The organism is Mycolicibacterium vaccae NBRC 14118 = CIP 105934 (assembly GCF_001552715.1).
Classification (GTDB): Bacteria; Actinomycetota; Actinomycetes; order Mycobacteriales; family Mycobacteriaceae; genus Mycobacterium; species Mycobacterium vaccae.
Window position 1 is genome coordinate 1 of record NZ_BCRS01000171.1, and the last position, 12292, is coordinate 12292.

A 12292-nucleotide genomic window follows, 5' to 3' on the forward strand; every position below is an offset into this window, starting at 1 on the left:
CCGCGCCTGCCCCTGCTCCGGCCGCGCCGCCGGTGGTTGCACCCGTGGTCGTGCCGCCGCCGGTCATCCTGCTGCCGCGCCCGCAGTGGACCCCGCCCAAGCCCGCCTGGACGTGGCCCACCCGGACCGCCGAGCCCGACAAGCCCGACAAGCCCGAACCGTGGCGGCCACCGTGGCAGAACGACGACGACAAGCCGGCACCGCCTACCAAGACGGTGCAGCCGACCCGTCCCCAGCCTCCGGTCGTCGAGGTGCCCCAGCAGCCCCAGTGGCCGGGCAGCGGTCAAGGCGAGGGTCGTGGCGGGGGTCGTGGTGAGGGCCGTGGTGAGGGCCGTGGCGAGGGGCGTGGCTCCGGTAGTGGGGTGCCCGGGGACATCAACGGCGACGGCTGTTTCCTGGTGTTCTGTGCACCCGGCGGCGGGCGCAACTAGTTCGTCACCCACCGTTGGCCTGCCGCTCGGTGTCACGTAGCGGGCGGCTCACCCCGGCCGTCTAGACAGACGGTATGCGGTGCACCGTCTTCGGGACCGGATATTTCGGCGCGACCCGCGCCGCCGGCAATTGCCTTCTACGAGCCCGGCCTGCCGGAGTTGTTGCGGCGCAACCTCGATGCCGGGCGGACGTGCACTTCCTCGGCGTCGGGACACCGCACCGCCGCAGAACCGAGCGCGCGTGCCGCAGGCCTCGCTCCGGACGACGTCACCGTCGAGGTGGCGTGGAACCCGGAGTTCCTGCGGAAGGGTACGCCGTTGCGGATACCCTGCACCCCGACCGCATTGTGTTTGGGGTGCAACGTGATTCGCCGCAGGCCGAACAGGTCGGTCGGGAGATGGCAGCGGGCCGGCTGGCGGGTGTTCGCGCTGAGCCGCTTCGGCGACGGGCCGGCCACGGCGTAGCGTCGGCGCATGCCTGTCTATGCGCTGAACCTGTTCGACATCGCCGACCGGGACGAGTACCTGGCCTATTCGAAGCGCTCGCCGGCCGAGGTCGCCAAGCACGGCGGACGCGTCGTCGCGCTGGGCCAGTTCCAGGAATCGATCACCGGGGACCTCGAGCCGCGAAAGGTGCTCATCCTCGTGGAGTGGGAGTCCAGGGCCGCGTTCGACAGCTACCGTGACGACCCGGAACTCGCCGACCTGCACGCGCACCGCGAGAACGGGTCGTCGTCCTACATCTGGCACCTGTTCGACAGGTTGGACGATCTGCGGCCGCTGCTTAAGCTGAACTGATGGCGGCTGATCTACTGCGGCAACGGATCCGGTGGTTGGCGCTGCACGGGGTGATCCGCGGGCTGTCCAAGGTCGCCGTGCGCCGCGGCGACGACCCCCAGGCCCGGCTGATCGCCGACCCCGTGGTGCGCGCCGACCCGGCCGCGTTCGCCGACGAACTGCGCGACCGCGGACCGGTGATCCGCTGCCGCGCGGTACTGATGACCGTCGATCACCAGGCTGCCAACGACATCCTGCGCTCCGACGACTTCCGGGTGTCCTCACTGGGCGCCGGCCTGCCGAAGCCGCTGCAGTGGGTCAACCGCAAGACCCACCCCGGCCTGCTGCATCCGATCGAGCCGCCGTCACTGCTGTCGATCGAACCACCCGACCACACCCGATGCCGCAAGCTGGTGTCCTCGGTGTTCACCACGCGGGCCGTCGCCGCGCTGCGCGACCGGGTGCAGCGGACCGCCAACGAGCTGCTCGACGACCTCGAACGGGAATCCGGGGTGGTCGACGTCGTCGACCGGTATTGCTCGCAGCTGCCGGTCGCGGTGATCAGCGACATCCTCGGCGTCCCCGAACGCGACCGGCAGCACATCCTGCACTTCGGTGAGCTGGGCGCGCCCAGTCTCGACATCGGCCTGTCCTGGCGGCAGTACACCCAGGTGCACCAGGGCCTGGTCGGCTTCAACGAATGGCTCAGCGGCCACCTCGCCGAGCTGCGCCGCAATCCCGGCGACGACCTGATGAGCCAGCTGATCCAGGCCAGCCAGGCCGCCGACGAGGCCAACCGGTTGTCCGACCGCGAGATGCAGGCCACCGCGGGCCTGGTGCTGGCCGCCGGGTTCGAGACGACGGTGAACCTGCTGGGCAACGGCATCCGGATGCTGCTGGACACCCCGGAGCATCTGGAGACGTTGGCCGCCCGGCCCGAGCTGTGGCCGAACGCGGTCGAGGAGATCCTGCGGCTCGACTCGCCGGTGCAGATGAGTGCGCGGTTCGCCCGCGAGGACGTCACCGTCGGCGGCACGGAGATCAAGCGCGGTGAGCTCGTCGTGGTCTACCTGGCCGGGGCCAACCGGGACCCCAAGGTGTTCACCGACCCGCACCGCTTCGACATCGCCCGCGACAACGCCGGACGGCACCTGTCGTTCTCTGGCGGCAGGCACTTCTGCCTGGGTGCGGCGCTGGCCCGTGCCGAGGGTGAGGTCGGGCTGCGGACGTTCTTCGAGCGCTACCCGGACGCCAGGCTGGCCGGACAGGGCAGCCGCCGCGACACCAGGGTGCTACGGGGGTGGTCAACCTTGCCGATCACGCTTGGAAAGACGCGCGCCGCGCTAGGTTCGTAGAGGTGGACTTCCGAGCAACCCTGCTCGAGCAGACTCGAGCCTTCGGTGACCTGATCCGATCTGGCGATCCGGCCACGCCCGTCCCTACCTGCGGGGAGTGGACACTCAAGCAGCTCTACCGTCACGTCGGCCGCGGAAACCGTTGGGCCGCACAGATCATCACCGAACGACGCAACCAGCCACTGGACCCGCGCGAAGTGCGGGACGGCCGCCCGCCCGACGATCCGGACGCCGCGGCCGAATGGTTCCAGCAGGGTGCCCAGATGGTCATCGACGCCGTCGGCCGCGTCGGCGCCGACGCACGCGTGTGGACCTTCATCGGGCCCCGCCCCGCCGGCTGGTGGATACGGAGGCGCGTGCACGAGACCGCGGTGCACCGCGCCGACGCGGCCCTGGCGCTGGGCGCGGACTTCGAGCTGCCCGCCGAGTTCGCCGCCGACTGCCTCAGTGAATGGATCGAGTTGGCCACCGTCGACCGTAGGCACGCCCCGGCCCTGGATCCCGGACAGTCGATCCACCTGCACGCCACCGAGGAGAAACTCGGGCCGACGGGGGAGTGGACCATCACCAACGACGAGGACGGCCTGTCGTGGTCGCACAGCCACAGCAAGGGCAGCGTGGCGCTGCGCGGGCCGGTCAGCGCGCTGCTGCTGGCGACCGTGCGGCGCAAATCGGCCGCCGACGCAGGCCTGGAGATGTTCGGGGACGCCGCCGTCTGGGACGGGTGGCTGGAGCGCACCCCGTTCTGAGTGGGTACCTTCGCGATCATGACCGTTTCAGAGATGGCCACCGTCCTCGCCTGGCACGACGCGCTCAACGCCGCCGACTTCGACACCCTGGAGTCGCTGTCGAGCGAGGACATCGAGATCGGTGACGCCGACGGCGCCGCCCAGGGGCACGCCGCGCTGCGTGCGTGGGCCCAGTCGCTGGACGAGAAGATCGAACCCGGCCGGACCTACGTCCACGACGGTGTGGTCGTCGTGGAGCAGCAGACGGTGTCGGTGACCGGGGAGACGGGCTCGGCCGCGTCGGCGTTCCGCGTCGTCGACGACCACGTCACCTCGGTGTTCCGGCATCCCGATCTGGCCACCGCGCTCGCGGCGACGGAGCTGACCGAAGCAGACCTGACGGGCTGATGCGCGGCATCATCCTGGCCGGCGGCTCTGGCACCCGGCTCTACCCGATCACGATGGGCGTCAGCAAGCAGTTGGTGCCGGTGTACGACAAGCCGCTGATCTACTACCCGCTGTCCACGCTGATGATGGCGGGCATCCGCGACATCCTGCTGATCACCACGGCGCAGGACGCCCCGGCGTTCCACCGGCTGCTCGGTGACGGGTCGGACTTCGGGATCAACCTCACCTATGCCGTGCAGGACGAGCCCGACGGTCTGGCGCAGGCATTCGTGATCGGGGCCTCGCACATCGGCACCGACTCGGTGGCACTGGTGCTGGGAGACAACATCTTCTACGGTCCCGGGCTGGGCACCAGCCTGCAGCGCTTCCACACCGTCTCGGGCGGCGCGATCTTCGCCTACCGGGTGGCCAACCCGTCGGCCTACGGCGTCGTCGACTTCGCCGCCGACGGCACCGCGCTGTCGCTGGAGGAGAAACCGGTCACCCCGAAGTCGCACTACGCGGTGCCGGGACTGTACTTCTACGACAACGACGTCGTCGAAATCGCGCGCGGGCTGAAGAAATCCGCTCGCGGGGAGTACGAGATCACGGAGGTCAACCAGACCTATCTGAACCAGGGCAGGCTCAGCGTCGAGGTACTGGCCCGCGGTACGGCGTGGCTGGACACCGGCACGTTCGACTCGCTGCTGGACGCCGCCGATTTCGTCCGCACCATCGAGCGCAGGCAGGGACTCAAGATCAGCGTGCCCGAAGAGGTTGCCTGGCGGGTGGGGTTCATCGACGACGCCACGCTGGAGGCCCGAGCGCAGACCCTGCTCAAGTCCGGGTACGGCGCGTATCTGCTGGAGCTGCTTCAGCACTGACCGGCGCTGATCGGGTACCTGAAGAATTTCGCACGTCATCATGTGGTGACGCCGTCATCGTTTGTTGACGTGCGAAAGTCGAAGGGTGCCTTCTCGGGACCTGGGTCAGCGCGCCCCGAGCCCGGCCAGCACCTTGTCCAGGGTCGCGGGAAGATCGCGCACCCGCACCCCGGTCGCGTTGTAGACGGCGTTGACGACGGCCGCGGCGGAACCGACGATGCCGATCTCCCCGGCGCCGCGCGAACCCATCGGGTTGAAATGCTCGTCGACCTCATCGAGCCAGATCGCGTCGATGTCCTGCACGTCCGCGTGCGCGCTGATGTGATAGGTCGCCAGATCCTGGGTCACCACGTGGCCGAACCGCGGATCGCGCACGCTCTCCTCGTGCAACGCCATCGAGAGCCCCATCGTCATGCCGCCGATCAGCTGAGAGCGCAGCGTGCGGGCATTGATCGCCCGGCCCACCGAGAACACCCCGAGCATGCGTGGCACCCGGATCTCGCCGGTGTCACGGTTGACGTGCGCCTCGACGAAATGCGCGCCGAACGACTGCACGGTGAACTTGTCCGCGTCGGGGTTCTCGGGCGCTTCGGCGGTGGTGGCCGCGCCCACCGCGGGCTGGTCACCGTGGTCGTGCCGGAACTGTTGTGCCGCAGCGACGATCGCCGACCCCCACGAGGTGATACCTGAGGACCCGCCGGCCACCGAAGCCTGCGGCAGATCGGTATCGCCGATCTTCAGATCGATCGCCGACAGGTCACAGCCCAGCGCGTCGGCGGCGATCTGGCTCAGCGTCGTCCACGTCCCGGTACCGATGTCCGCCGCGCCGATGCGCACCTCGTAGTGCCCCTCGGCCGCATGGCTGATGCGGGCCGCGTTGCCCGGCATCACCATCCCAGGGTAGGTCGCCGATGCGACGCCGATCCCGGTGAACCATTCTCCGGCAATGGTTTCCCCGGGCACCGGATTACGGTCGGCCCACCCGAAGCGTTCCGCACCGAGCCGTAGGCACTCCACCAGGTGCCGGCCGGACCACGGCTTGCCGGTCTCGGGATCGACCTCGGCGTCGTTGCGGATCCGCAGTTCGATCGGATCGATGCCGATCGACTCCGCGAGCTCGTCCAACGCGACCTCGGCCGCGAACGTTCCCGGGCATTCACCGGGCGCCCGCATCCAGAACGGGACCGCCACATCCAGCGCAGCCAGGCGGTGCGAGGTCCGGCGGTTCGAGCAGGCATACATCTTGCGCGAGGTGACCGCTGTCTGCTCGGCGAATTCCTTGACCGCAGAGGTCTGTTCGACCACCTCGTGCACCAGCGCCGTCAACCGGCCGTCGGGGTCGGCGCCCAGCCGCATCCGCTGGATGGTGGGCGTGCGGTAGCCGACCTGCGAGAACATCTGCTGGCGGGTCAGCGCCAACTTCACCGGCCGGCCGCCGGCACGCTGCGCGGCCAGCAGGGCCAGCACATTGTGGGCGTGCGGTTCACCCTTGGATCCGAAGCCGCCGCCGACATGCGGTGCCACCACCCGCAGTTGCTCCGGCTCGAGACCGAACAGCGGCGCCAGCGTCTTGCGTACCGCGTGCACTCCCTGCGTGGAGTCGTACAGCGTCACCTCGGGGGTGTCGCCGTGTACCCACTGCGCGATGCAGGCGTGCGGTTCCATCGGGTTGTTGTGCTCGATGGGGGTGGTGTAGGTCTGGTCCACCGTGAATTCGGCGGCGGCGAGCGCGGCCTCGACGTCACCGTCGTCGGTGTCGGACGGATAGGACGGGTTCACCGACTCCGGCGTGTACAGGCCGGGATGGTCGGGCCGCAGCTCGGCATCGTGCGGTTCGGCGAGGTACTCGATATCCACCGAGGCCGCTGCGTCCCTGGCGATCTCGGCGGTCTCGGCCACCACCGCGCCGATGATCTGACCGCGGAAGTGCACCCGCGCGTCCTGCAGGATCGCCAGTTCACCGTCAGAGGCATCGGACAGTTGCGGGGCGTCGAACACCGTGAGTACGTCCAGTACCCCGTCGACGGCACGGACGGCGTCGGCGTGCATCGCGATCACCCGTCCCCGCGCGATCGTGGCCTGGACCGGGTGCACATAGGCCGGTGTGTCAACCTGCTGCTCGAACGCGTACGTCGCAGTGCCGGTGACCTTGGCGCGACCGTCCCGCCGCGCGACCGAGGTGCCGATGGCGCGCGGCTCGAGCACGGTCATAACCGGCCCCGCTCGGTCAGCATGCGTAACTGCGCGATCAGCGTGCGGCGGGCCAGCTCGACTTTGAACTCATTGCCGGGCAACGGTTCCGCGGCAGACAGTTCCGCATCCGCGGCCACCGCGAACACGTCGTCGGAGGCGACCGCGCCGATCAGCATCTCTTCGGCGTGGCGGGCACGCCACGGCCGGTGGGCCACACCGCCCAAGGCGATCCGCGCGGTCGCGATGGCGTCGCCGACGAGACTGAGTTCGGCGCCCACCGACACCAGCGCGAACGCGAAGGCCGCGCGGTCGCGCACCTTGCGGTAGTCCGACACGGCGTCCGCCGGCGGCGGCGGGAGTTCGACCGCGGTGACGAGCTCACCGTGCGCGAGTACCGTGTCGCGGTGCGGCTCGTCGCCGGGAAGCCGGTGGAACTCGGTGGCCGGGATGCGGCGGGGACCGTCGGCGCCCTCGACCACGACCCGCGCGTCCAGTGCGGTCATCGCCACCGCCATGTCCGACGGGTGGGTGGCCACGCAGTGCGGTGACGCGCCGAGGATGGCGTGGTACCGCACGTAGCCGCCCAGCGCCGAGCATCCGCTGCCCGGTTCGCGCTTGTTGCACGGCGTGGTGACATCCTGGAAGTACACACACCTGGTGCGCTGCAACAGGTTTCCGGCGGTGGTGGCCGCGTTGCGCAACTGCCCGGATGCGCCGGAGAGTAGCGCCCGGCTCAACATCGGGTAGTGCGAGCGGATCACCGGGTGTGCCGCGAGGTCGCTGTTGCGCACATTGGCGCCGATGCTGACCCCGCCGTCGTCGGTCGCCGTGATCTCCGCGAGATTCAACCGGCTGACGTCGACGAGCAGATCAGGTTCGGCCACACCGAGTTTCATGTGGTCGACCAGGTTGGTGCCGCCGGCCAGGTAGGCCCCGGTCGGGTGGTCGGCGAGAGTGGCCACCGCGTCCGCCGCGCTGGTGGCGACGTGGTAGTCGAACGGCTTCACCGCTGCGCCGCCTTCTCGATCGCGGCGACGATGTTCGGGTAGGCCGCGCAGCGACAGAGGTTGCCGCTCATCCGTTCCCGGATCTCGGCGTTGGTCAGCTCCGGGGAGGCGTCCAGGTCGTCACTGACGAAACTCGGTGCACCGGACTTGACCTCGTCGAGCATCCCGACCGCCGAACAGATCTGGCCGGGCGTGCAGTATCCGCACTGGAACGCGTCCTCCTCGTGGAAGGCCTGCGCCACCGGGTGCAGCTCCTCGCCGGTGCCCAGGCCCGCGGCGGTGGTGACCTGTACCCCGTCGGCGGCCACCGCGAAGGTCAGGCAGCTGGTGAGCCGGCGACCGTCGACGAGCACGGTGCACGACCCGCACTGCCCGTGATCGCACCCCTTCTTCGGGGCGGTCGCCCCGAGTGTCTCCCGGAGCAGGTCGAGCAACGTCACGCGGTGGTCGACGGTCACCGTGTGCTCGCGGCCGTCGACTTCCAGGGTGACCTCGGAGGTGTACTGGGGCTGGCTCACGGCGGCGGGGTACCCGGGGCCCTGCCCACCAAACGCGAAGCGTCAGCGCTTGCCGGCCTGCGGGGTCGCCAGCAGGGCCGCGATACCGGTGGTCAGCGGCACCGACAGGGCCAGCGCGATGCCGCCGACCGCCGAACGGGCGATCTCGATGGCCACGCTCTCGCTGGTCAGGACATCGCCGAGTGAGCGGTCCGCGACGCTGAACAACAACAGCAGCGGCAGCGCGCTGCCCGCGTAGGCGAGCACCAGCGTGTACACCGTGGAGGCGATGTGGTCGCGGCCGACCCGCATCGCCCCGACAAAGACCTCACGCCGGCCCGCGCCGTTGCCGAGGGCAGCCAGCTCGAAGGCGGTGGACGCCTGGGTCACCGTGACGTCGTTGAGCACGCCCAGCGAGCCGATGATGAAGCCGGCCAGCAGCAACCCGGTGATCGACACGTTGCCCAGATAAGCTGCAACCTCGTTGTTCTGGTCTTCCGACAAACCTGTCAGATGCACCAATTCGATTGCCGCCCAGGATAATACCGCGGCCAGCAACAGCGATGCCAGCGTGCCGAGCAGCGCCGCGCTGGTGCGCAGGCTGACCCCGTGGGCCAGATAGATCACCGCGTACAGGATCGCGGCCGACGCGACCAGCGCAACCGGCACCGTCGGGGCGCCGTCGCGCAGCGCGGGCAACAGGAACACGACCAGGACCCCGAACGCGATCACGATGCCCACCAGCGCGCGCAGGCCGCGCCACCGGGCCACGGCGACGATGACGACAGCGAACACGGCGGCCAGCGCGATCAACGGCCAGGTGCGCTCGTAGTCGTAGAACGCGTAGGTGGTGGTGCCGGTGGCGTCGACCTGCCTGCTCACGCGGATGTCGTCCCCGACGGTGAGCACGGGCTGACCTGGGCCGCCGCTGAACTCCAGCACGGTGTTGGCGCCGCGGTTCGGACCGGAGTCGATGGCCACCAGCGCCTGCACACACGCGGCCCGGTCGCCTTCGGCCGGAACCGGATCCGACGTCAGCACCGCCCCGACCGAGGGACTGCCGCACACCGCGGCGCTGACGGACAGCACATGACCGCTCTCGGTGGTGACCGCGCCGCCTGCCGCGTTCTGGTACGGCAGCGGGATGTCGGCCTTCTCCCCGCTCGGCCACAGCAACGCACCGCCGATGAGCACCGCTATCCCGGTCAGGACCAGCAGACCGACCACGATCTTGGCGGCCAGCGGACCCAGCGGTGACGGGCCGCCGAGTGAGTGCGAGTGCGAATGAGAGTGCGTCACCCGCCCAGAGTAGGAAATTGCCGCGTGGGCGACGCCACCGCCGGCCTTAGCCTGACTCAATGAGCAAAAGGGAGGTCGACCGCGCGCAGTTGAGACGGTCGTTCGAGGGGATGCTGTCCGGGCCGGTGGACGCGTTCCTGGCGGAGCGGGGATTCCAGAGGTCGGGCAACGACTTCGAACGTCGCCGCGGCCCGCTCCGGGACAGGATCAATCTGCAGAACAACTGGCACAACGGGGTCACCCGGTGGCACGGGTTCTTCGTCAACGTCGGGGTGGGTTCGGTCGAGGTCGACGCGGCCTGCCCGGGACACGAGCCTGCGCTGCACCCGCCCCGGAGTCTCCTACTGGACCGCCGCTGGGAGGCCCTGGCGCCGGGAGCGCCCTACGAACTGCGGTTCGACCGGGGCACGGACATGGCGTCCTTCGCCGACGCGGTGTGCGCGGATCTCGGCCGCACCCTGTCGGCGATCGAAAGCATCCAGAGCACAAGGCATCTGGTCGAGTACGCCGTCGAGAACAACCTGCTGATCGCGTACGAGACCACCTGCTGCTATCTCGCCGCGACCGGCGACATGGACACGCTGACCCGCTATGTCGCGCTGTTGCACCGCGTTTTCGGCGATCAGGAGCGGTGGGCGATCTTCAGCAGGAGGATCAGCGAGGCAGTCGGTCCCCGCGCGTCCGCACTGTCTGCGCGCGGTCTGCTTACTGCCGGTAGCTGACCAGGAAGTTGCCGAGCCGCTCGATGGCCGCGGCCAGGTCGCGGGCCCACGGCAATGTCACGATCCGCAGGTGATCGGGTGTGGGCCAATTGAATCCGGTGCCCTGGACCACCAGGATCTTCTCCTGCAGCAACAGGTCGAGCACCAGCTGCTCGTCGTCGGCGATGTCGTACACCTCGGGGTCCAGGCGCGGGAACGCATACAGCGCACCCCGCGGCTTGACGCAGGACACCCCGGGGATCTCGTTGAGCTTCTCCCACGCGACATCGCGCTGCTCGAGCAACCTGCCGCCGGGAAGAACCAGGTCATCGATGCTCTGATGGCCGCCGAGTGCCACCTGAATCGCATGTTGGGCAGGCACATTCGGGCACAGGCGCATGTTGGCCAGCAGGCTGATGCCCTCGATGAAACTGCTCGCGTGTTCCTTGGGGCCGGTGATCACCAGCCATCCGGAGCGGTACCCGGCCACCCGGTAGGCCTTGGACAGTCCGTTGAACGTCAACGTCAGCAGGTCCGGCGCGACCGAGGCCAGCGAGACGTGCTCGGCGTCGTCGTAGAGGATCTTGTCGTAGATCTCGTCGGCCAGCAGCAGCAGCTGGTGCTTGCGCGCCAGGTCGGCGATCTGGGTGAGGACCTCGCGGCTGTACACCGCGCCGGTCGGGTTGTTCGGGTTGATCACCACGATCGCCTTGGTGCGGTCGGTGATCTTCGATTCGATGTCGGCGACGTCGGGGTTCCAGCCCTGCGTCTCGTCGCACAGGTAGTGCACCGGGGTGCCGCCGGCCAGCGAAGTGCACGCGGTCCACAGCGGATAGTCCGGCGCCGGGATCAACACCTGGTCCCCGTTGTCCAGCAGCGCCTGCAGTGTCATCTGGATCAGCTCGGAGACACCGTTGCCGAGGAACACGTCGTCGATGTCGAAGCGCGGGAAGCCCTCGACGAGTTCGTAGCGGGTGAACACCGCGCGGCGGGCGCTGACGATGCCCTTGGAGTCTGAGTAGCCCTGCGCGTTGGGCAGCGCGGAGATGATGTCGCGCATGATCACATCGGGGGCCTCGAACCCGAACGGGGCGGGGTTGCCGATGTTGAGCTTCAGGATGCGGTGGCCTTCGGCCTCCAGGCGGCCCGCGTGTTCGTGGACCGGCCCGCGGATCTCGTACAGAACGTCCTGCAGCTTGCTCGACTGCGTGAACTCACGCTGGCGCACGTGCTGGCCACCGCCGGTCTGCCACGGCGCCTGATGGGTACTCACGACGACGATTCTCCCACGGGCAGCCAAGTCAATTTCTCGCCGCAGACAGCGTGAGGCAGACAACAAGGCCGCCGTCGCAGGTGCGACGGCGGCCTTGTTGGTCCGACGGAGTTACCGCTTGCCCGGGCGGCGGGCGCCCTTGGCGATGCCGAGTCCCTTCACCGGGGGCTCGTCACCCACGACGCGCGCGTCGCTGTCGCTCGACCCGTTCGAGGACGGGGCTGCCGCCTCCGGCTCGGGCTGGGCTTCGGCAGCGGGCTGATCCTCGGCGGCGGGCTGGGCCTCGGGCTGAGGTTCGGCCTTGGGCTCAGGCTTGGCTGCCGGGGCCTTCTTGGCCCCCGGGCGGCGTGCGCCTGCGGCGATGCCGAGGCCCTTGACCTCGGGCTCGGGCTTGGTTTCCAGCCCGCGGTCGGAATCGGCGGTATCGGCAGCTTCGGTGCCCGCTTTCGCCTGGTCCGGGTCCACGTTCGGGGGCTGGACGACCGTTCCCGCGCCCTCGTTCGGCGACGCCGGCTTGGCCGGTGCCTTCCTGGCGCCCGGTCGCTTCGCGCCGCCGGCGATGCCCAGACCCTTGACCTCGGGTTCGGGCTTCGCGGGTGCCTCGGCGGGCGTCTCCGCAGCAGGTGCGGCCGGGGCGGCAGCTGCCGCCGCCGGTGCCTTCTTGGCGCCGGGTCGCTTGGCACCGCCGGCGATACCGAGGCCCTTGACCTCCGGCTCGGCCTTGGCCGGCTCGGTGGCCGCGGGGGCGGTCTCCGCCGCG

At 69.5% G+C, this 12292-nt stretch carries 11 protein-coding genes and 3 pseudogenes; 8 read left to right on the plus strand and 6 right to left on the minus strand.

Going from position 1 to position 12292, the window contains the following annotated elements:
- The 7 genes and pseudogenes from MVA01S_RS24840 to rfbA form a co-directional block, all read left to right on the plus strand.
- Positions 1-431, plus strand: a pseudogene (locus MVA01S_RS24840) (DUF7159 family protein); the annotation flags it as partial.
- 74 nt (positions 432-505) lie between these two features.
- Positions 506-832, plus strand: a pseudogene (locus tag MVA01S_RS32155) (UDP-glucose 6-dehydrogenase); the annotation flags it as partial.
- Between the two features lie 73 nt (positions 833-905).
- A complete protein-coding gene (locus tag MVA01S_RS24850; RefSeq protein ID WP_003932967.1) occupies positions 906-1229 on the plus strand; it encodes a DUF1330 domain-containing protein in 324 nt (107 codons plus the stop codon).
- Positions 1229-2563 (plus strand): cytochrome P450, encoded by a 1335-nt coding sequence (locus MVA01S_RS24855; protein WP_003932966.1) that lies wholly within the window; start codon positions 1229-1231, stop codon positions 2561-2563. Before MVA01S_RS24850 ends, MVA01S_RS24855 begins: the two co-directional genes overlap by 1 nt.
- Before the next feature lie 2 nt (positions 2564-2565).
- Entirely contained in the window at positions 2566-3312 is a 747-nt protein-coding gene (locus MVA01S_RS24860; RefSeq protein WP_003932965.1) for a maleylpyruvate isomerase family mycothiol-dependent enzyme, read from the plus strand.
- A gap of 18 nt (positions 3313-3330) precedes the next feature.
- Positions 3331-3699, plus strand: a complete 369-nt coding sequence (locus MVA01S_RS24865; protein WP_003932964.1) for a nuclear transport factor 2 family protein — start codon at positions 3331-3333, stop codon at positions 3697-3699.
- Positions 3699-4562, plus strand: coding sequence for a glucose-1-phosphate thymidylyltransferase RfbA (rfbA, locus tag MVA01S_RS24870; RefSeq protein WP_003932963.1), 864 nt, complete (start codon positions 3699-3701; stop codon positions 4560-4562). The genes MVA01S_RS24865 and rfbA overlap by 1 nt, the downstream gene beginning before the upstream one ends.
- Positions 4563-4667: 105 nt before the next feature.
- On the opposite strand, the gene MVA01S_RS24875 is transcribed toward rfbA, so the two are convergent.
- From MVA01S_RS24875 to MVA01S_RS24890, 4 genes are read right to left on the minus strand one after another with little or no spacing between them, the layout of a single operon-like run.
- Positions 4668-6773 (minus strand): xanthine dehydrogenase family protein molybdopterin-binding subunit, encoded by a 2106-nt coding sequence (locus tag MVA01S_RS24875; RefSeq protein WP_003932962.1) that lies wholly within the window; start codon positions 6771-6773, stop codon positions 4668-4670.
- Positions 6770-7762, minus strand: coding sequence for an FAD binding domain-containing protein (locus tag MVA01S_RS24880; protein ID WP_003932961.1), 993 nt, complete (start codon positions 7760-7762; stop codon positions 6770-6772). The genes MVA01S_RS24875 and MVA01S_RS24880 overlap by 4 nt, the downstream gene beginning before the upstream one ends.
- On the minus strand, positions 7759-8280 hold the full coding sequence (locus tag MVA01S_RS24885) for a 2Fe-2S iron-sulfur cluster-binding protein (protein ID WP_003932960.1): 522 nt from the start codon (positions 8278-8280) through the stop codon (positions 7759-7761). Before MVA01S_RS24885 ends, MVA01S_RS24880 begins: the two co-directional genes overlap by 4 nt.
- A gap of 42 nt (positions 8281-8322) precedes the next feature.
- Positions 8323-9558: a YibE/F family protein gene (locus MVA01S_RS24890; protein WP_003932959.1), complete on the minus strand. Its 1236-nt coding sequence runs from the start codon at positions 9556-9558 to the stop codon at positions 8323-8325.
- A 59-nt stretch (positions 9559-9617) separates the two neighbouring features.
- Between MVA01S_RS24890 and MVA01S_RS24895 the strand changes: the two genes are divergently transcribed.
- On the plus strand, positions 9618-10280 hold the full coding sequence (locus tag MVA01S_RS24895; protein ID WP_040542750.1) for a DUF4304 domain-containing protein: 663 nt from the start codon (positions 9618-9620) through the stop codon (positions 10278-10280).
- Here MVA01S_RS24895 and MVA01S_RS24900 read toward each other — a convergent pair.
- A complete protein-coding gene (locus MVA01S_RS24900; RefSeq protein WP_040542747.1) occupies positions 10264-11532 on the minus strand; it encodes a pyridoxal phosphate-dependent aminotransferase in 1269 nt (422 codons plus the stop codon). The genes MVA01S_RS24895 and MVA01S_RS24900 overlap by 17 nt on opposite strands.
- 111 nt (positions 11533-11643) lie before the next feature.
- A pseudogene (locus MVA01S_RS24905) lies at positions 11644-12292 on the minus strand (Fe-S oxidoreductase); the annotation flags it as partial.

Coding starts and splice junctions, on each gene's coding strand:
- MVA01S_RS24850 (WP_003932967.1), top strand. CDS start 906: ATGCCTGTCTATGCGCTGAACCTGTTCGACATCGCCGACCGGGACGAG.
- MVA01S_RS24855 (WP_003932966.1), top strand. CDS start 1,229: ATGGCGGCTGATCTACTGCGGCAACGGATCCGGTGGTTGGCGCTGCAC.
- MVA01S_RS24865 (WP_003932964.1), top strand. CDS start 3,331: ATGACCGTTTCAGAGATGGCCACCGTCCTCGCCTGGCACGACGCGCTC.
- rfbA (WP_003932963.1), top strand. CDS start 3,699: ATGCGCGGCATCATCCTGGCCGGCGGCTCTGGCACCCGGCTCTACCCG.
- MVA01S_RS24875 (WP_003932962.1), bottom strand. CDS start 6,773: ATGACCGTGCTCGAGCCGCGCGCCATCGGCACCTCGGTCGCGCGGCGG.
- MVA01S_RS24895 (WP_040542750.1), top strand. CDS start 9,618: ATGAGCAAAAGGGAGGTCGACCGCGCGCAGTTGAGACGGTCGTTCGAG.